This window comes from Aeromonas sp. FDAARGOS 1403 (assembly GCF_019047325.1).
GTDB lineage: Bacteria > Pseudomonadota > Gammaproteobacteria > Enterobacterales > Aeromonadaceae > Aeromonas > Aeromonas dhakensis.
Genome location: NZ_CP077249.1, coordinates 3781918 through 3801863, shown reverse-complemented (window position 1 = coordinate 3801863; position 19946 = coordinate 3781918). Strand labels below are relative to the sequence as shown.

16 protein-coding genes are annotated in these 19946 nt (G+C 63.2%); 10 read left to right on the top strand and 6 right to left on the bottom strand.

The window, feature by feature from the left end; translation table 11 throughout:
- Window positions 1–249 precede the first annotated feature (249 nt).
- Entirely contained in the window at window positions 250–1869 is a 1620-nt protein-coding gene (locus I6L33_RS17565; protein ID WP_017784064.1) for a methyl-accepting chemotaxis protein, read from the top strand.
- Window positions 1870–1918: 49 nt separating this feature from the next.
- Here the strand turns inward: I6L33_RS17565 and I6L33_RS17560 are convergent, their stop codons facing one another.
- Window positions 1919–2521 (bottom strand): DUF924 family protein, encoded by a 603-nt coding sequence (locus I6L33_RS17560; RefSeq protein ID WP_216973021.1) that lies wholly within the window; start codon window positions 2519–2521, stop codon window positions 1919–1921.
- A gap of 204 nt (window positions 2522–2725) precedes the next feature.
- Here I6L33_RS17560 and I6L33_RS17555 point away from each other — a divergent pair, with 204 nt between their 5' ends.
- The 4 genes from I6L33_RS17555 to I6L33_RS17540 all read left to right on the top strand — a co-directional run bounded on the left by I6L33_RS17555 (window position 2726) and on the right by I6L33_RS17540 (window position 7645).
- Entirely contained in the window at window positions 2726–2866 is a 141-nt protein-coding gene (locus I6L33_RS17555) for a hypothetical protein (RefSeq protein WP_017764238.1), read from the top strand.
- Between the two features lies 1 nt (window position 2867).
- Entirely contained in the window at window positions 2868–3785 is a 918-nt protein-coding gene (locus I6L33_RS17550; RefSeq protein ID WP_216973020.1) for a DUF808 domain-containing protein, read from the top strand.
- A 180-nt stretch (window positions 3786–3965) separates the two neighbouring features.
- Window positions 3966–5744 (top strand): M3 family oligoendopeptidase, encoded by a 1779-nt coding sequence (locus I6L33_RS17545; protein ID WP_216973019.1) that lies wholly within the window; start codon window positions 3966–3968, stop codon window positions 5742–5744.
- Window positions 5745–5836: 92 nt separating this feature from the next.
- Complete coding sequence (locus tag I6L33_RS17540; RefSeq protein ID WP_216973018.1) at window positions 5837–7645, top strand: M3 family oligoendopeptidase; 1809 nt, start codon at window positions 5837–5839, stop codon at window positions 7643–7645.
- Window positions 7646–7697: 52 nt separating this feature from the next.
- Here the strand turns inward: I6L33_RS17540 and I6L33_RS17535 are convergent, their stop codons facing one another.
- Entirely contained in the window at window positions 7698–9113 is a 1416-nt protein-coding gene (locus I6L33_RS17535; protein ID WP_216973017.1) for a nucleobase:cation symporter-2 family protein, read from the bottom strand.
- Between the two features lie 469 nt (window positions 9114–9582).
- Here I6L33_RS17535 and ycfP point away from each other — a divergent pair, with 469 nt between their 5' ends.
- Both ycfP and I6L33_RS17525 read left to right on the top strand, forming a co-directional pair.
- Entirely contained in the window at window positions 9583–10122 is a 540-nt protein-coding gene (ycfP, locus tag I6L33_RS17530; protein ID WP_005302119.1) for an alpha/beta hydrolase YcfP, read from the top strand.
- Window positions 10123–10200: 78 nt separating this feature from the next.
- Window positions 10201–11493 (top strand): NAD(P)/FAD-dependent oxidoreductase, encoded by a 1293-nt coding sequence (locus tag I6L33_RS17525; RefSeq protein ID WP_017764243.1) that lies wholly within the window; start codon window positions 10201–10203, stop codon window positions 11491–11493.
- A gap of 91 nt (window positions 11494–11584) precedes the next feature.
- On the opposite strand, the gene I6L33_RS17520 is transcribed toward I6L33_RS17525, so the two are convergent.
- From I6L33_RS17520 to I6L33_RS17510, 3 genes are read right to left on the bottom strand one after another with little or no spacing between them, the layout of a single operon-like run.
- Window positions 11585–12385, bottom strand: coding sequence for a hypothetical protein (locus I6L33_RS17520; protein ID WP_216973016.1), 801 nt, complete (start codon window positions 12383–12385; stop codon window positions 11585–11587).
- A gap of 45 nt (window positions 12386–12430) precedes the next feature.
- Complete coding sequence (locus I6L33_RS17515) at window positions 12431–13510, bottom strand: HBL/NHE enterotoxin family protein (protein ID WP_010633675.1); 1080 nt, start codon at window positions 13508–13510, stop codon at window positions 12431–12433.
- A gap of 24 nt (window positions 13511–13534) precedes the next feature.
- Window positions 13535–14653, bottom strand: coding sequence for an alpha-helical pore-forming toxin family protein (locus I6L33_RS17510; RefSeq protein ID WP_216973015.1), 1119 nt, complete (start codon window positions 14651–14653; stop codon window positions 13535–13537).
- 435 nt (window positions 14654–15088) lie between these two features.
- On the opposite strand from I6L33_RS17510, the gene I6L33_RS17505 reads away from it, so the two are divergent.
- The 3 genes from I6L33_RS17505 (at window position 15089) to I6L33_RS17495 (ending at window position 17524) form a co-directional block, all read left to right on the top strand.
- Entirely contained in the window at window positions 15089–15406 is a 318-nt protein-coding gene (locus tag I6L33_RS17505) for a heavy metal-binding domain-containing protein (protein ID WP_005302101.1), read from the top strand.
- A 167-nt stretch (window positions 15407–15573) separates the two neighbouring features.
- Complete coding sequence (locus I6L33_RS17500; protein WP_026141255.1) at window positions 15574–16335, top strand: ABC transporter substrate-binding protein; 762 nt, start codon at window positions 15574–15576, stop codon at window positions 16333–16335.
- 175 nt (window positions 16336–16510) lie between these two features.
- Window positions 16511–17524: a S66 peptidase family protein gene (locus tag I6L33_RS17495; protein WP_017778855.1), complete on the top strand. Its 1014-nt coding sequence runs from the start codon at window positions 16511–16513 to the stop codon at window positions 17522–17524.
- A gap of 89 nt (window positions 17525–17613) precedes the next feature.
- Here I6L33_RS17495 and I6L33_RS17490 read toward each other — a convergent pair whose 3' ends face one another.
- Window positions 17614–19875, bottom strand: a complete 2262-nt coding sequence (locus I6L33_RS17490; protein ID WP_216973014.1) for an LTA synthase family protein — start codon at window positions 19873–19875, stop codon at window positions 17614–17616.
- Window positions 19876–19946: the final 71 nt, after the last annotated feature.

Below are 19946 nucleotides of genomic sequence, written 5' to 3'. Positions count from 1 at the left end.
AGCGAGAAGGAAGACGACATGTCTTCCTTCTTTTTTATTGGCTGGCCGGCGCAGTCGTAGCCGGGTCTTTTTCGCATTCACATTCAGCCAGCGAGGTTATTTTCGGGCCTGGATCTGACCATCGGCAGCGGGTGAAGCGCGAGGGCTGGCAGCAGTGACAGATGTGCAAGGAAGCGCACATTTTACGGGCCATCCGGAGGTTGCCCATCGTCTACACTGCAATGGAGTTTATTAACGGAGTATGCCTTTATGAACATTGCTCGCCGGCTTCAACTCATTGCCCTGCTGGTTATGCTGGCCCTGACCTTTCTCAGCTGGTTCAGCATCAATCGACTCTCTGCTGCCGACACTGATCTCGGTTATGTCACCGACAATACGGTGCCCAGCATCTCCCTCATCAAACAGGTACAAGCCGATTTTTACGCATTGCACGCCTTGATCCAGACCCATGTGCTCAATACCGACAACAGCAAGATGAATCAGATTGAGACGGGCATTGCAGATCTGCGTACTGAAATCCGCTCTCTGTTGCAAAAATACCAAGCAGAGATGCTCTCCAATGAAGAGGATCGGCAACTGACGACGGATGATCAGCGCATCATTGAGCAATATTATCAGGAGATAGAAAAGGTCCTGATATTGTCTCGCGATAATAAAAACACCGAGGCCAGAGACTTTATCGCCAGCAATGTCATGCCACTGTTCGAACAGTTTTCCAAGGCCATAGATAAACATGTGAAATTCAACATTGATTTGGGGGCTGCAGTCAAACTGCAGGGTGAAAAGAACTACGACAATAGCCTCCAGACCATGCTGTTTATTTCTTGCGGTACCGGAATATTGACCCTGGTGCTGTTTATCTGGTTGTTCAGACAGGTCGCCAATCCACTGCGGCTGGCGATGGCGACGCTCTCCGATATTCAGCACAATTTGAACTTTACCTTGCGGGCCAAGGTGGCCCAGCAAGATGAGATTGGCCTGACCCTCTCGGCCGTCAACCGTCTGCTGGACACCTTGCAGCAAACCTTTACCGAGTTTTCAGTGGGCAGCCTGCAGATAAAGAGCACGGCCGAGTCGCTCTCCCAGGCGGCTCATCACCTTGCCTCGTCGGCGAGCCAGGCCAACGATGCCACCAGTCTCATTGCCGCCGGGGTGGAGGAGATGACGGTGAGCATCACGGATATTTCCCAGCGAACCCAGGAGGCCAGCCGCATCACCAATGAATCCGGCAAGCTCGCCAGCGATGGGGGGACCACGATAGACAGAACGGTGAAAGCCATCAACGAGATCGCAGAGGCCATTCGTCAGGCTTCCAGTGAAGTGTCGGCATTGGGTGATGGCATTTCCCGGATCGGTGGCGTGGTGAACGTGATCAGCGATGTGGCGGGGCAGACCAACTTGCTGGCGTTGAATGCGGCCATTGAAGCCGCGCGAGCGGGTGAACAAGGTCGAGGTTTTGCCGTGGTGGCTGACGAGGTACGCAAACTGGCGGAGCGGACGGCCCAATCGACCAGGGAGATCTCGGAGACAGTGGAGGCGATTCAACAGGGCTCCCAGCTCACGGTGACCAAGATGGTTCAGGTGGAAGAGAAAGTGGCGCAGGGGGTGGCCATGGCCACTGAAAGCGGGGAGATTATTACCCAGATCCGTCATGCTTCCCATCGCGTCATGGATCAGGTCGGTGAGATCACCATCGCGATTCGCGAACAAAGCTCGGCGGCGGAGTCCATTGCCCATCAGGTGGAGCAGATCGCCCAGGTGGTTCAGCAGACCAGCAGCACGGCGGAAGAGACATCGGCTGCGGCGGAAGAGTTGAATGTGACCACCGAGAATATTCACCAGCAGATCTCTCGTTATCGCATCCAGTGATCACGATGGGTGCTAGCTCCCCGCCACTTGGCGGGGATTTTTTTATGGGTCAGAAACCTGAACCCGGTTGCAGCAGGAAGGCGGCCTCTTCTTCTGTGCTCGCGCGGCCCAGGATGGCGTTGCGGTGAGGGAAGCGACCAAAACGTTCGATGATCACCTGATGGCGGCGGGCAAAGTCGGCAAAGCCGGCGAAGGTTTCCCGCGCCGGGCCGGCTGCCTGCTCGGCTGCCAGTCCCTCGAACAGGGTCACGCTTCTGGCCTGCTGCTCGCGGGATTCGGCGTGCTCCAGCGGCAGGTAGAAAAAGACCCGTTCCAGCGGTGGCAGCGCCAGATCCGCTCCCAGCGAGAGCCCCTTGAGGCAGAGATCCCGCGCCTTGGCATCCTGGGCAAAGGCGGCTGGGGTGCCCCGATGGATGTTGCGCGGCAGCTGGTCCAGCAGCAGGATAAGGGCCAGCCGGCCCTCGGCCGCGTCGGCCCAGTGGGCGAGCTCACCGGCGGCGGCTGCCGCGGCCAGGTCACCGAAGCGGCTGGCGAGCAGGGCGTCGGTATCGCTGTTTTTGCCCCACCAGAGGGGCGCTTGGCGTTTGGCGCGGGTGACGTCGTCACTCTCTTCGCCAAACCAGAATGTGAGCAGCGGTTGCCAGGGTTGCATGAAACACTCCTTGGGCCTGCGGGCACCGGATGAAACAAGGCCAAATGACCCTGATGTGGTTGCTGCCGAACGGGCGGCTTCTGGTTACACTGTGCCATCTTTTCCCGCAATAGGGATCCCCCTTCGGCCGGCATCGCTCTCGACATCGGCAGTTGCCGCCGGTGAACCGTGGGACCCTGACTACCCTGATGAGGATTTTCTGATATGGCCGGAACCAGTTTGTTGGCCCTGATTGACGATATTGCCAGCGTACTCGACGACGTGGCGTTGATGACCAACGTCGTGGCCAACAAGGGCGTGGTGTGCCGCGGGAAGCTCTCTTCTACTGACATAAGGATTCTCTGATATGGCCGGAACCAGTTTGTTGGCCCTGCTCGACGATATAGCCAGCGTACTTGACGACGTGGCGCTGATGACCAAGGTGGCGGCGAAGAAGACGGCCGGGGTGCTGGGGGACGATCTGGCTCTCAACGCCGAGCAGGTCTCCGGGGTGCGCGCCGAGCGGGAGCTGCCGGTGGTGTGGGCGGTGGCCAAGGGGTCGTTTCGCAACAAGCTTATTCTGGTGCCTGCTGCCATCGCCATCAGCGCCCTGGTGCCCTGGCTCATCACCCCGCTCCTGATGCTGGGGGGCGCCTACCTCTGTTTCGAGGGGGCCGAGAAGCTGGCCCACAAGTTTCTGCCCCATGAGGCGAGCGAGGGGGAGGCGCACACTGCACTCATTCCCGATGATTTGGTTGCCTTTGAGCAGCAGAAGGTGAAGGGGGCCATTCGCACCGATTTCATCCTCTCGGCCGAGATCATCGTCATCGCCCTCGGCACCGTGCAGGGAGCCAGCCTGGCACTGCAACTGTCGGTGGTGGCGGGCATTGCCGTATTGATGACAGTGGGGGTCTACGGCCTGGTGGGGCTCATCGTCAAGCTCGACGACATCGGCCTGCACCTGCTGCAAAAGCCCGATGGTGGCGCCCTGCGCCGGGCGGTGGGGCAGGGGCTGCTGGTGACGGCGCCACGGCTGATGCACCTGCTGGCGCTGGTCGGCACCATCGCCATGTTCATGGTGGGGGGCGGCATCCTGGTGCATGGTTGGCCTTTCGTGCACCACCTGATTGAAGGGGCTGCCGCTGCCGTGGCCACTCTGCCTGCGGTCGGCGCCGCCCTCGCACTGGTGACGCCGACCCTGCTCAACGCCGTGGCCGGCGTGGTGGCCGGGTTGGTGCTGGTGCTGGCCATGACCCTGGTGAGTAAGCTCAAGCCCGCCAAATAGTGCCGGGGCCTGACTGTCAGCGGGCATTTCCGCGATAGCGGGTCATCCCGTCAGATACTGTCTCGTCTGTTGCCTCGGATGGGGGCTAGGCAAGGGCCGGCCTCCTTTCGTACTATCCGGTTGACACCCGCTCACAGAGGCGGGGTCAACCCACATGGATGCAAACAGACAAGGAACGTCATGAAACCACCCGTTTGGCAGGATGATCACATCTATGCCGCCCCCGACTGCCCGGCGATCGATGCCGATTTTCAGCGTGTCAGCGAGGCCATGAAGCGCCTGCAACCCCTGCTGGATGAACTGCCCAAGACCAACGACATCAATGCCTTGCGCCATCTGCTGCGGGCCATCCGGGCCTGCTGGCGCGAGGTACGCCTGCTGGAGTGGAACTGGCAGACCTACGGTTACAACCGGCTCAGCCGGGACGGGCGCGACGAGGCGGCCCGGCTGCTGCTCTCCCGCGGCCAGCAGTTGCAGGCAAGCCTGGCCCAGCTCTGCAAACCGGTGGCCCTGTTCTGGGTGCGTGCCTCCGAGGAGCAGGTGCGCGCCCTGCTGCAGGATCCCGAGCTGTTCGAGCTCGCCTACGCCATTCGCCACGACCGGCGCCAGCGAGATCAGTGGTTGTCGCTCGAGAGCGAGCAGTTGATCGCGGGGCTGAGCGTGGATGGCCTGCAGGGGTGGGGGGATCTCTACGGTAGCCTGGTCGGAAGGCTCAGGCCGGTGGTGGAGGGGCAGCCCATGGGGCTGGCCCAGGCGGACAACCTGCTGGCCCACCCGCAGCGGTCTCGGCGCGCCGCGGCCTGGCACGCCATCCAGGCGGCCTGGGAGGCGGAGCAGGAGACGGTGGCCGCCATCCTCAACGCCATCAACGGCTGGCGCAACGAGCTGGCTCGCCAGCGCGGCAAGGAACGCAAGTGGGATGCGCTCGATCTCTCCTGCCATCAGGGGCACCTGGAGCGGGCCACCCTGGAGACCCTGATGACGGCGGCCGGCGAGCACAAGGAGCTGGGGCGGCGCGCCCTGCGTGCCATGGCCTGCGCCCAGCAGATCAACGACTTCGCCCCCTGGGATCTCTATGCCCCGGCGCCTGTCGGGGCGAGCAGCCTCATCAGCTTCGAGCAGGCGCTGACCCTGGTGGCCGATGCCTTCGCCGGGTTTGATCCCGAGATGGGGGCGTTTGCCCGCATGATGGCGGCCAATGGCTGGATTGACGCTGCCCCGAGCGAACAGAGGCGCAGCGGCGCCTACAGCACCGAGTATGCCGAGCCGCCCGAGCCAAGGGTGTTTCTCACCTTCGAGGGGACCCTGGACAACGTCATCACGCTCGCTCATGAGTTGGGGCACGCCTGGCACAGCTGGCTGATGCGGGAGTTGCCGCTGGAGCAGCGTGACTACCCCAAGACGCTGGCGGAGACAGCTTCCCTGTTTGCCGAGGCGCTGGTGCGCGATGCCCTGCTGGCGGCCACCGACAACATGGAGCAGCGCCGGGCTATCGCCTGGCTGGACGGGGAGCGGGCCGCCAGCCTGCTGCTCGACGTGCCGGCCCGCTTTACCTTCGAACGGGCCCTGGTGGCGGCGCGGGAGGAGGGCTACGTGGGGGCCGGCCAGCTGCGGCAGATGATGAAATCGGCGCAGCAGCAGTGGTATGGTGACACCCTGAGTCAATATGACGAGCTGTTCTGGGCCAGCAAGGGCCACTTCTCCATCGCCGAGCTCGGGTTCTACAACTACCCCTATCTGTTTGGCTACCTGTTCAGCCTGGGGCTCTATGCCCAGCAGGCGCGGGCGGGGCGCGAGTTCGTCCACGCCTATCGGGAGCTGCTGCGCGACACCGGCCGCATGAGCGCAGAAGAGCTGGTGGAGAAGCACCTGGGGGTCGACATTCGTGAGCCCGCCTTCTGGCAGGAGAGCCTCGATTATGTGGAAGAGGCGGTCGCCCGCCTCGAGCGGCTGGTGTAGGTAGCCCGGCCGTTTTTATCCTGGTGGCGGGCCTGTGGCTCGCCACGCGCATTCAACGGGGCCCGGCCCCGCAACCTGATGACGAGCGTTTGATGCAGCAACGAATCTACCCACAACAGTGGCAAAACCAGCATATCTATCCCGCCCTCGACTGCCCGCAGGTGAGCGCGGATCTCGCCCTGGCGCGCGCCAGTCTGGACGAGCTCGGCCAGTTTATCGAGGGGCTTGGCGCCGCCCGGGCCAATGCGCAGGCGCTGCAGGATTTCCTGCGCGAGGTGCGGCTGCGGACTCGGGACATTCACAACATTGGCTGGAACCTGGCCGTGCTGGCGGCCTGCCGTGGCAGTCAGGATGCCCGCGACGAGCTGGCCAAGCAGCTGGCCTCCCGTGCCCGCGCCCTCAATGCCGATCTGTTCAAGACCCTGGCGCCGGTCGAGGATCTGATGCTGGCCCTGCCGGAACCCGAATTTGAACAGCTGATGGCTGACTCCCTGCTGGGGGAGGAGGCGTACCGGCTGCGCCACGAGCGCCTCTTGCAGGATCAGCGCCTGCCGGTGGAGGCGGAGCAGCTGGTGATCGGCCTTGGCACCGACGGCTTGCACGCCTGGGGCAATCTCTACAACGATCTGGTGGGCAAGATCCGGCTGCTGATCGATGGCCGCGAGATGGGGCTGGCCGAGGCGAGCAACCTGCTCTCCAGCCCGCTGCGGGCCCTGCGCCGGGAAGCGTTCGATGCCATCAGTGCCGGCTGGGAGGGGGAGCAGGAGACGGTGGCCGCCATCTTGAACGCCCTCAATGGCTGGCGGCTTGAGCTTTCGCGCCAGCGCGGCCGCAGCCGCCAGCTCGATGCGCTCGACCTCTCCTGTCACCAGAGCCACATCGAGCGGGCGACCCTGGATACCCTGATGCAGGAGACCTGGCGCGCACGCGGGCTGGGTCAGCGGGCGCTGGGGCTGATGGCCGAGCGCCTCGGCATCGAGGAGCTGGGGCCGGAGGATTTGTTTGCCCCGCCGCCGGCCGCGGTGAGCCGCGAGATCCCGTTCGAGGAGGCGATCGAGATCATCGCCGAGGCGTTCTCTCGTTTTGATCCCGAGATGGGCGAGTTTGCCCGCATGATGGCCGAGAAGGGGTGGATCGATGCTGCGCCCACCCCCAACCGGCGCACCGGGGCCTACTGCACCAAGTTTGCCGAGCCGGTGGAGCCGCGGGTCTTCATCACCTATGCCGGCACCATGGACAACGTCATCACGCTCGCTCACGAGCTGGGCCACGCCTGGCACAACTGGCTCATTCGCGATCTGCCCATGAGCCAGCGTCGTTACCCCATGACGCTGGCGGAGACCGCCTCCATCTTCGCCGAAACCCTGGTACGCAGCGCCCTGTTCGAGCAGGCGCAAAGCTCGGAAGAGCAGCAGGCCATCGCCTGGGCCGAAGCCGATGGCGCCGCCACCTTCCTGGTCAACATCCCGGCCCGCTTCGATTTCGAGCGCGCCCTGGTGGCGGAACGGGCGTCTGGCTATGTCTCGCCGGCCCGGCTCAAGGCGCTGACCGACGAGGCCTGGGGCCGCTGGTACGAGCAGAGTCTGTGCCGCTATCACCCCCTGTTCTGGGCGGCCAAGGCGCACTTCTCCATCGCCGGGTTTGGCTTTTACAACTACCCCTACCTGTTCGGCTATCTGTTCAGCCTCGGCGTCTATCAGCAGCTGATGCATCGCCAGAAGGCGGGAGAACAGAATGTGGCCCAGGCCTACCGCGACCTGCTGCGCGATACCGGCCGCATGAGCGCAGAAGAGCTGGTGGCCAAGCACCTGGGGGAGGACATTCGCGAGCCCGCCTTCTGGCAGGGGAGCCTGGCGCTGGTGGAAGCGGCGGTGGAGCGCTTCGCCCAGACCCGCGGTTAACACTGGCTTGCTGAATGGAACCGCCGGGCAGCCATGCTGTCCGGCGGTTTTTTTATGGGGCGGGTTTGCCTGGCTGCGGCTGAACGGGAGGGCGCACCGGCCCCACCAGCAGGGGCCTCGGTTGGTGGCGCAGATCTGGCTGGTAGCCGTTGAAAAAGAGGTTGAGCAGCACCGAGCTGAGGGTGGCCAAGAGGATGCCACTGTGAAACAGCGGCTGCAGGGCGGCAGGGAAGTGCTGGAAGAAGGCGCCGGAGACTGTGGGGATCATGCCTATCCCTAAGCTGATGGCGACGATGTAGAGGTTGTGGCGATTGCTGTTGTAGTCGGCCCTGGCCAGGATGCGGATGCCGGTTGCCAGCACCATGCCGAACATGACTATGCCGGCGCCGCCCAGCACGAAGGGAGGGATGGAGGCGACCAGCACCGACATCTTGGGCACCAGCCCGAAGGCGAGCAGGATCCCCCCCGACATGACGCAGACCCAGCGGCTCGACACCCCGGTCACGCTCACCAGCCCTATGTTCTGGGAAAACGAGGTGTGGGGGAAGCTGTTGAAGATGCCGCCTATGATGGTGCCGATGCCATCCACCCGCAGGCCGCGCACTATGTCGCCCCGGCTGGCGGGGTGGCCGACGATGTCGCCGAGCGCCAGAAACATCCCCATCGACTCGATGAAGGTGATCAGCATGATGACGGTGAGGGTGGCGATGGAGATGGGATCGAAGGTGGGCCAGCCGAAGGCGAACGGCACTATGGGGGCGAACCAGGCCGCTTCACTCAGGCCGTCCAGGCTCACTTCCCCCATGGCGATGGCCACCCCGAAGCCGAACAGGATGCCGAGCAGTACCGAGATGTTGCTGAAAAAGCCCTTGGTGAAGCGGGTCACCAGCAGGATGAAGGCCAGCACCAGAAAGCTGGTGCCGATGTAGCGCAGGCTGCCGTACTCGGGGTTGCCCTTGCCCCCCGCCATCCAGTCGATGCCTACCTGCATGATGCTGATGCCGATGGAGGTGATCACCACCCCGGTCACCACGGTGGGGAAGAGTGGCATCAAGCGGCCGATGAGCGGCACCAGCAGGGTGGAGAGGATGCCGGCGGCGATGGTGGCGCCAAAGATGCCGGTCAGCCCCAGCGCCGGGTTGGCGCCGATGGCCAGCATGGGCATGACGGCGGCGAAGGTGACCGACATGATGACCGGCAGGCGGATCCCGGCGAAGCGGCCGATGCCGAGGCACTGCAGCAGGGTGACGATGCCGCAGCAGAAGAGATCCGAACTGATGAGATACGAAATTTGATCCTTGGGCAGTCCCAGGCTGCCGCCGATGACCAGCGGCACCGCCACGGCGCCGGCATACATCACCAGCACATGCTGCAGGCCGAGGGTAAAGAGCTGGCCAGGGGGGAGCAGGCGCTCCACTTCGTCGATGGCGCGGCCCTTGGCCGCCCCGGGGGGCTGGGTCTGGTGCATGAACAGATCACTCCTTGCGACCCGGCGGCAAGGGCCGGGCAAGATGGGGCAGGCTGGCTGTCCCGTTCATGGATGGGGACCGGGTCGCCCAGGATCCGGCCACGCAGACGAAGGTCGCCTTCGCGCTGCATCACAGGGGGAGTGCAGGAACCGTGCTCGGTCGGCATGCATGGGGGTCTGTTGGCCCTGTTCATGCGCATTTTTGCAGGCGGGATCACGCTTGACAGCATCGATGGCTGCCAATCGTTTTCCTGCGGGCGGGGGAGGGCTGTCAGATTGGTAGCCCGGTTATCATTTCGGTCGGTCTGGCTCTCAGATTGATAGCCGGCGCTGTGCCGGCCCAGCCGCTCTGGTTTCATCAGCAACAGAGGGCGTGATCCAAAGCAAGAAAGTTGGATGTTTTGGTGGCGCAGGGCCCTGCCGCTGGGGTAGTTTCGATAAAACCGACACAGATCCTGAGGTCTTATCCATGATCATCTATCTGCATGGCTTCGATGCCACCAGCCCCGGCAATCACGAGAAAGTGCTGCAGTTGCAGTTTATCGATGATGATGTACGTTTCGTGCACTACAGCACGGTTCACCCCCGTCACGACATGAGCCACCTGCTCAAGGAAGTGAAGAAGCAGCTCGACATGAGTACCGATCCCAAGCCCCTCATCTGCGGGGTGGGACTGGGTGGCTACTGGAGCGAGCGCATCGGCTTTCTGTGCGGCATCAAGCAGGTGATCTTCAACCCCAACCTGCACCCCGAGATCAACATGCAGGGCAAGATCGACCGGCCGGAAGAGTACGAAGATATCGGCACCAAATGTGTGTCTGAGTTTCGTAGTAAAAATTCAGGAAATTGCCTCTGCATCCTTTCCGTTCAGGATGAAGTGCGCGATAATGGCGAAACTGAGCGTGAATTGAAGAATTATTACAACATCGTGTGGGATGAACGAGAGACGCACAAGTTCAAGAACATCTCTCATCACCTGCAGCAGATGAAGGCTTTCAAAGAAGCCTGATTGATCGTCACGTCATGGATTCAACTATCAAGGGAGCCGATGGCTCCCTTCGCTTTAATGGAACCGAGGTAATTAACCATGACCAATATTGTTGTCGTCGGCGGCGGTGCCGGCGGTCTGGAGCTGGCTACCAGCCTGGGCCGCAAGCTGGGCAAGAAGAACAAGGCCAAGATCACCCTGGTTGATCGCAACCGTACCCACCTGTGGAAACCCCTGTTGCACGAAGTGGCCACCGGCTCCATGGACGCGGGCATCGACGCCCTGAGCTACCAGTCCCACGCCAAGAACCACGGCTTCGACTTCCAGCTCGGGACCCTCACCGACATCAAGCGCGACGAGAAACGCATCGTGCTGGCGAAGATCGTCGACGAGAACGGCGACATCGTGGTCAACGAGCGCGAGCTGCCCTACGACTACCTGGTGATGGCCATCGGTTCCGTCTCCAACGACTTCAACACCAAGGGCATCAAGGATCACTGCATCTTCTTGGACAGCCCCTCCCAGGCGCACCGCTTCCACAACAGCATGATGAACCGCTTCCTGCAGTTCGCCACCGAATACCAGCCGGGCGACAAGGTGAAGATTGCCATCGTCGGCGGTGGCGCCACCGGCGTCGAGCTCTCTGCCGAGCTCTACAACGCGGTGGAGCAGCTCTACGCCTACGGCTTCAAGAACCTGACCACCGACAGCCTGAAGGTGACCCTGGTGGAGGCGGGCCCCCGCATCCTGCCGGCCCTGCCGGAGCGCATCAGTGGTGCCGCCCATCAGGAGCTGGTCAAGCTCGGCGTGGACGTGCGTACCGCCACCATGATCACCGAAGCGACCAGCGATGGTCTGCACACCAAGGATGGCGAGCTGATTGAAGCGGATCTGATGGTGTGGGCGGCCGGTATCAAGGCGCCGGACTTCATGAAGGATATCGCCGGTCTTGAGACCAACCGCATCAACCAGCTGGTGGTGAAAGAGACCCTGCAGACCACCCGCGACGAGAACATCTTCGTCATCGGTGACTGCGCTGCCTGCCCGCAGCCGGATGGCAAGTTCGTGCCGCCGCGCGCCCAGTCCGCCCACCAGATGGCGACCCAGGCGTTCAAGAACATCCTGGCCAAGATGAACGGCGGCGAGCTCAAGCCCTACCTCTACCACGACCACGGTTCGCTGGTGTCCCTGAGTCGCTTCTCCACCGTGGGCAGCCTGATGGGCAACCTGATGCGCGGTTCCATGATGGTAGAGGGTTACATCGCCCGTCTGGTCTACATCTCGCTCTACCGGATGCACCAGATCGCCCTGCACGGCTACATCAAGACCGGCCTCATCATGCTGGTGGGCCGCATCAACCGGGTGCTGCGCCCGACCCTGAAGCTGCACTAAGCAGCCTGGGGCAAACGTGGCGGGGCGACAATGGTCCCGCGCACCATGAAAAAGGAGAGGCCTTGGCCTCTCCTTTTTTGTTGCGGTCGTATCAGGAGGCGTCCACCTGCAGGGTGCGCACCTCGGTGAGGGCGGCGGTGAAGAAGAGCCGCGCCAGTTCCGGATCCCCTTGCCCGGCATCGCGGGCGACGTTGGCAATGTCGCCGCCGAGCAGGGTGATGGTGTTGCCCACCTTGCTCACCCGATCGATGAGGGAGCCAAATTGCTGGGAAAACGCCGTCGTCTGGCCGAGGAAGCCCTGCTGGCGCTGGATCTGCCCCTCAATCTGGTTCACCTGTCCCTCCAGACTGCTCACCTTGTTCTGGGTCTGCGTCAGGGTGACGGCCAGGGCGATGAGGCCAGGCAGCCCCAGCAGTCCCAGCCCCAGCAGGTAGAGCTTCTTCTTGTTGAGGGAGTCCAGCTCCTGCCGGGCGCCGGCCAGGTTGGACTGCAGCCCGGCGATGGTGGCCTGCAGCTCCACGCCGATCCGCTGCAACGCTATGTTGTCCTGCGTGATGCGATCGTTGGCCGCCTGGCTGGCAGTCAGGGCCTGGGCGGTCAGGGTCTGGATGGGGGTTATCTCCTGCTGGACCTGATCGACAAACGCCTTGAGGGCGTCGGGGTTGAAGGGGCCGCTATTGGCCAGCTGCTGGGTCAGTTGCGTCTCCAGGCGGCCAGCAAACGCCAGCACCTGCTGCTGCATGGTTTGCACCTGGGGCAGCAGGGCCGCGACCACCTCACCGACGTTCTGCTGGATGTTGACGGCGTTTTGCGGCAGCCCGGTGAAGGACTGAATGGTCGCTTCGGCCTGCTGCATGTTGGCAATGGATTGGGAAAGAATGCCGTTGCTCATGGGGTCTCCTTATGAAAGAGGGCGGCCAGGCCGCCCTCCCGTGGGTTAGGCGGCCAGGCGCGCGACGAAGTTGGCGATGGTGTCGGTCTGCGGCACTTGCAGCGGGCTCACGCCGGCCATCTGGGCCTTGATGGTGGTCACGTCGGTGAGCACCGTCTTGACCGTGGTGTCGGCGGCGGTCAGCCAGAGCTGGCGGATGTCGTCACCGCTGGTGATCCCCTTGTCCAGATCGGTGATCAGGCTGCCCAGATCGGAGGTGAGGGAGTCCCAGGCGTTGCTCATCTGGGTGGCCGCGGTGACGGCGTTTTGCGCCTGCACCTGCAGCCCCTTGTAGCCGTTGCCGATCTGGGTGGCGATCAGCACCTCGCTGTTGAGGTTGCTGCGTTTCTGGTACAGATCCTGGCGGGTACCGAGGGAGTTGTGCAGCACGATGGCGCCAGCCGTGATGCCGCCGGCCCCGGCCACCATCATGGCGACCCCGCCGATGACCACCGGGGTCGAGGTGCCGGCGGTGACAAAGTCCGCCACGGCGCCGATGGCGGTGACGAAGGCGCCGCCAATCACCAGCAGCCCCCCGGCGACGATGCCGGCGATGGCGCCGTCGATGGCTGCGTTCACCTTGTCGATGTCACCGTTGAGCTGGGCGAGCACCCCGTTGTCCCCCTGCACCTTGCTGTTGAGGTTTACCACTATGCCCTGGAAGTTGCTGGAGTCGGTGATGAGGTTGTTGTTGAGATTGACGATCACCAGCCGGGTGTCGGCGGAGAGCCGTTGATACTCGGTGGCCTGCTCCTTGATGACGCTCAGCTGCCTGAGCCATTGCGCCTTGGTGGAGCCGGGCGGCAGCACGGCCGGAATGGCGTTTTGCAGGGCAAAGTAGTTGGAGATGTTGCTGATGTTGGTGATGATCTGCGGCTGGACGGTATTGAGATAGAGGTCGGCGTGCCCCTTCGCCAGATCGAGCCCCTGGTTGATCTGGGTCTGGTTGTCCTTGAGGTTCGGGAACTGGCTGAAGTCCACCGGCACCTGCTGCTTGACGCTGTTGCAGTAGGTCTGGATCTGCAGGGCCTGGGAAGCCTGGTTGGCCATCCCCTGGTCCATGGTGATGGTTGTTGCGTTGGTCATTTTGCTTGTCCTTGCGTGGTGGGATTAAGCGTCGGGCAGGATGCCGTTGCCGGCGTAGGCTGCCTTGATGTCGTCAACCTGGCCCGCGAGCAGCAGCCAGGACTGGGTGTTGAGCGCCACGGTGCGTCGCAGCTGACGCACATCGTCGGGGCTGTTGAGGTCGGCTACCACGGGCACCGCCCCTTGGTAGGCATCGGCCACCTTCTGCCAGCCAGCAGGCAGCTGGGTGACGGCATCGGCAACCCGGCTGTAGGTGTCGACAAACAGCTGGTTTTGCGCCTGCACCGACTTGGCCACGCTCAGCAGGGTGTTGGTGGCGGCCAGCGCCTGGTAGGCCTCGGCCAGTTTGTCGGTGTTGGTCTTGAGCTCGCGGGCCGCCAGGCTGGAGCCGGCAATGCCCGATGAGATCGCCTTGAGACCGGAGACCATGTACTGGGTCTGCTGGTCTGTCTGTTTGGCTATCTCCTGCGACGTGGCGGGTTTGGCCTCCTTGTCGGCCGGTTTCTGTTCCAGCGTCAGCGAGGTGACGATGGCCCGCCCCAGCTGGTTGACCCCTTCACCGGCCTTGCCACCCTCATCGACGATGGCCTGGATATTGGCGGCAATCGCCTGGTTGAGGGCATCAATGATCTCGGTCTGGCGCTTGGCGTCGGCCATCAGATCCTGCTCGAGCTGGGTGATGACGCCATTGAACTGCTCCATCAGGGGGCGCAGGGATCCCCAGGCCACCTGCACGCGGGTATTGAGTGCCTGGGCATTGAGCCGATAGCTCAGGGCCTGATCGGCGAGGGACGTCAGCTGCTCGGCCAGCCGGGCGCGCCCCGCGAGCACGGCGGCGTCTTCTTCCTGGCCAAGCAGGCGATTGAACGCGGCGACCAGGGCGTAGAAGTTGGAGCCGTTGCTCAGCAGGTGGATGAGGCCGGACAGGTTGGTCTGCTGGTAGTAGCGTGCCTGACTCATCATCTGGGCCTGGTAGGCCTCGATTTTGACCGCGAGGGTGGAGTCGATCTCGCTGTTGGCCAATGACTGCTGCATCAACAACAAGTTCGCATAGGTCTGGTTGAGCAGGGCGGGCGAGGTCGCCGACAGGTAGGTTGCCAGCAGACCCTGATCCCCCAGATCCAGGGTGGCGATCGTGGTCATGACTTGGTCTCCATAGCGGTGTCGGCGAGCTGGCTGGCGGGGGAACATACCCCCGGTGCGAGGGTGGGGTGAGGTAGTCGGGTATCCTGCTGCATCATGCTGCTCTCCTCGTGAGAAGTGGGTCTGTCTCCGGTCCATGGCCGGGACAGACTCACCCTAGGGAAAGGCAAAATGGGCCACAACTGACACTTTTATCACTTGATGTTTGAGCCGGATCGGCTAATGAAAGGGGCTGTCGGAGCAGGCCATGCGACTGCTCGATGTCGCCTTTCGTCGTTGAATATGGACAGGTGCCACGTCGTCGACGCGCACGGGATCCGTGCTGGCAGGCCCGCGCCGCCATGCTCCGCCAGGGGCGAACCGGGTCTCCCTGCTTGCCTGCGCCCCCTTGGCTGCTTTAGGCTGTCCCCCAGTTCAATCCACAAGGAAACCCAGATGATCCTCTCAACTACCCCCACCCTGGAAGGCAAGACCATTCGCGAGTACCGCGGCATCGTGGTGGGTGAAGCCATTCTTGGCGCCAACGTGTTCAAGGATCTGTTTGCCGGGATCCGCGACATCATCGGCGGCCGCGCCGGCGCCTATGAGAAAGAGCTGGCCCGGGCCCGGGAAATCGCCTTCGACGAGCTCAGGGAGCGCGCCGCGGCGCTGGGTGCCAATGCGGTGGTCGGCATCGACATCGACTACGAGGTGGTGGGGCAAAGCGGCAGCATGCTGATGGTCAGCATCAGCGGGACCGCCGTGTTGGTCTGACGCCTTGATGCCATGAAAAAACCGGCAACCTGCTGCCGGTTTTTTATTGCGCTCTTCCCAGCGGATGGGGGATGCCAGCGCCCTGACATGTACCTGTCCGCCTGCCTGTATTGTGTTGTTCGCGTCCATCATACTCATGGCAAGAGAGTCAGCTCGAGGGTGCAATCATGCTCCATATTCTGCGCTGGGTATTGTTGTGGTGCTGGCTGGGGAGCGCCATGGGGGCCACCATTCAGGCGGTGACGGAGGAGCTCCCCCCATACAACTATCGGGACAAGGACGGCCAGGTAACGGGGCTGTCGGTGGATCTGCTCAAGCGAATGCTGGAGGTCAGCGGCATCGAGCTCGACCGCAAGGGCATCCAGCTCCTGCCCTGGGCGCGGGCCTATCAGATGGCGCAATATGACCCCAATACCGTCATCTTCAGCATGATAAGGCTGCCCGAGCGCGAGGCGCTCTTTCATTGGGTCGGCCCTATCGGGCCTCGCGTCACCTGGGTGTATCGCCTGGCAAAACGCGACGATGTGGTGGGCCATCAGCTGGCTGACCTAGCCCCCTGGCGGATCGCGGTGGTACGCGACTCGGCGCTGGCCATCGAGCTGGCGGAGAAAGGGCTCAATCTGGTGCTGGTGCACGACGAAGACGACAAGTTTCGCATGCTGCTGCGCGGCAGGGCCGACGTCGCGCCAGCCATGCAGATGGGGGCCGCCTACCACATAGAGACCTTGGGCCATCACTACTCGGAGTTTGTCCCCATGTTTGAGTTTCAGGAGACCAAGTCGTTCTATTTTGCCTTCAGCCGCAACACGGATGCCGTCATTATCGAAGGCCTGCGGGCGGCGCTGGAGCAGATGCACCGCGATGGCTCCTTTGACGAGATAAGCCAGGCATGGGGGCGTCGCTTCTGGGTTCAGCCGGCGGGCAAGTGAGCCGCGCTATCTCCCATGCGGGTCTCGACTTCGTGATCACCAGCCGGGTGGCGTCGGTTATTACCTGAACAGCCATCTTTTCTTGGTGCCTTGATGGCCATCTAATGGCTATTATGAGTCCTTTCTTGTGGATGCCATGCCCTGGATGGCCAGATCTGGAACAGGACCGTTTGCGATGACGATACTCAAGCCGCCGGGGCTCAAGCCCGGCGATACCATCGGCTTTTTCTCCCCCTCCAGTGCGGCCACCGCCTGGGCGCCAAACCGCTTTGCCCGTGCCGGGGCGTTTCTGGAAGGGCAGGGCTTCAGACTCAAGGCGGGCAGCCTCACCGGCCAGCGCGATCACTGGCGCTCCGGCTCCATCGCCGCCCGGGCTGCCGAGCTCAATGCCCTCATTCGCGATCCAGAGGTGCGCTGCATCATGTCGGTGATTGGCGGCAGCAACTCCAACTCCCTGCTGCCCTATCTCGATTTTGATGCGCTCATGCGCGACCCCAAAATCATCATTGGCTACTCCGACGTGACGGCCCTGCTGCTCGGCATTCATGCCCGCACCGGCCTGGTCACCTTCTACGGACCGGCGCTGGTGGCCTCTTTTGGCGAGCTCTCGCCGCTGGTGGACGAGACCCTGGCGGGTTTTCGCCAGATCTGCCAGGCCAGTGGCGCCGCCGTGCCTCACACAGTGCCGACCCCGGCGCAATGGACCGAGGAGCGGCTTGACTGGGAGCAGCAGAGTCGGGCCAAGCAGTGCCGGCCAAACCGGCTGATCTCGGTGGGCACAGGTCGGGTGCGGGGCCGGCTTATCGGCGGCAACCTCAACACCCTGGCGGGGATCTGGGGCTCCCCCTATATGCCGGCCATCGAGCAAGGGGACATTCTGCTGCTGGAAGACAGCCTTCATCTGGCAGAGACGGTGGAGCGCTCGTTTGCCCACCTCAAGCTGTGCGGGGTGTTTGATCGCATCGGTGCCCTGGTGCTCGGCAAACACGAGCTGTTCGACAGTCAGGGCAGCGGCCGGCGGCCGCTCGACATCCTGCTGGAGGTGGTGGGGGAGCCGACCTTCCCCATTCTGGCGGAGTATGACTGCGCCCACACCCACCCCATGCTGACGCTGCCCCTTGGCATCGAGGCCGAACTGGATCTCGATGCCCAGCGTCTCACCCTGTGCGAGCCCTGGCTCGGCGAGTGAGCCCTCTCCGGCTGCCATAGTCGCATCGGCACATAGACAAAGAGGTCGCCTGGGCGACCTCTTTGTCATCTATTCCGTCGCTACGGGGCTCAAGGCAGGGCGTCGGGCCGGAAGCTGGCGCGGATCTGCGGCACCAGGGGTGAGACGTCGAATCCCTTCTCCTCTCCCAGCACCGGATGAAGCAGGGCCTGATCCGGGAGAGGGGTCATGTCGCCCGCCAGCAGCTGACGGGTGGCCTGGCCCATCTGATAGAGCTGGCGCACCGGGTCGAACTGGGTCGTCAGATTGAGGGCGTCATCGGCGCGGGCAAAGGCCATCATGGGGATCTGGTAGCTGGCATCGCGGGGTGGCTTGTCACCGTGGATGCCCTTGCCGGCCGACATCAGGAATGGTTGGTGATCGCCAAAAGCCACCACCAGGTAGCGTTTGCCTGAGCGATCCAGGCTGGTCAGCAGATGCTCAAGCGATGCCATGGCATCCACCACGCCGGTGTAGTAGGTGTTGAGCAGCTGGCGATCGGCCTCGCTCTGATCCGGGCAGGCCTTGTCGAGCTGCTGGGCCTGGTAGCGATCCCCGTCGAAGGGGCCGTGCCCCTGCATGGTGACCGCGTAGGCGAACAGCGGCTGCTCATCCTGCTCGCTGCGCTTGAGCAGGTGGTCGATCAACGCATCATCCGAGATATAGAGCCCCTTATGCTCGAGCGTGGTGAAACGGTTGTCGAACCAGCGCTCCTCATAGCCAAGGGCCGGGATCGCCTTGGCACGGCCCCAGAACTTCTCCACATAGGGGTGGGCAAACAGGGTCCGGTAGCCACTTTGCTTCGCACTCTGCGCCAGGCCAGGCACCTGCTCCGAGAGGTAGTAGTAGGGCACCACCCCCTGCTTGAGCAGCCCCACCGGCAGACCGGTGTTCATCTCGAACTCCGCCAGTACCGTCATGCCGCCGGTGGTGGGGGAGTGGATGGTCTTGTGCCACTGCTGCACGCTGGCCGGCAGGCTCAGGGTGGGGGGCGGCGCGCAGATCTTGCCCTGCCAGCCGAGCCAGAGGGATTCATATTGCAGCACGATCACCAGATCGAAACGGGGCGGCTGGTTCAGGCTGACGTGGCTGAGCTGGGGGGTGAACTCGTTGATCTGCAAGGGATAGCGAAACACGCTGCCGCTTTGCAACATCTCGTCCACCAGGTTGAACAGATAGAGGCCGGGCCCCGAGCGGATGATGTCCCTGTGGTAGTTGACCGCTCTGTCCACGTAGCGAATGTTGGGCCCCAGCAGCTTGTTGCCGGTCTGGGTGGCAAACACGCACAGCGCAAAGAAGGCGGCGGTGGCGGCGGCGATGCGCAGCACCCAGCGTGACAGGGCGAAGCGCCAGCACAAGAAAAGGGCGAGTGCACCGCCCAGCAGCGGCAGCACAGGATGCTGCTCCAGCAGGATGCGCAGCAGCGCCACCAGGTTGCCGAGATCGTCCCCCCCGAGAGGTACCCCGTAGATGGCGATCTTCATGAAATTCGCCAAGAGGCCGATGCCGGAGAGGGCGGTGAACACCAGCCCCATATAGAGGTTGAACCCCGCCAGTGCGCAGAGGCTCCAGCCCAGCACCATGCTGCCCCAGGCGAGGTAGTAGTGCTCTGGGCGAAAGCCTGACCAGAGCAGAAATTCCCCTAGCTTGAACACCACGAAGCCGTGCAGCAGCACGAAGGTGAGGTTGCCGAGCAGCAGGCTGCCGGCGATGCGCCAGCGCAGATTGCGCCTGAGGGTGGGCAGCACCACCTTCAGCACGGCGGCACTCAGGGCCAGCACCAGCAGCAGACTGGTACAGAGATAGGTGAGGTTGAAGCCTCGCTCCGGCAGAGTCTGCAGGATCTGGCTGAACTCGCCGCTCTCGGGCCTCTCCTTGAGCAGCAGGCCGATCCGCAGCTGATAGCGGCTGGCCAGGGCGTCGTCGGGGGCGCGCAGGGTGCTGTTGAGATCCAGGGTGCAGCGCCCCTTGCGGCACTGTTGGCGCTTGTCCACCGGCTGGCTCAGCTGATCGATGCGCTCGCCCCTGTCGTTGAGCAGCTCCACCCTGACCTTGTCCCCCTCCTGCAGCGGCCCCCGCAGTTGCCACTGGCTGCGTACCACCAGATAGAGACCGCGGCTGTCGCTCTTGTAGAGTAGGGCGTGACGGGTAAGGGTGGCGATGGGATTGTCCGCCGGCCCCAGCACCAGCGGCTGGGCCCGGCCGAGCCAGCTGGCGGGATTGATCTGCGGCAGCAACAGGGTCAGCAGCAGCAGCGCGGCCAGCATGTCCAGCAGCAGGGCGGGGAGACCGGAGACCCTGGCTGGCAAGCGCGCTGAAGTGGGGGCTTTCATATGAGCTCATCCTTTGAGCGAGTGACGGTGATGCATGGCTGCTGCATTTAATTTGACCCGATGGTGATGGG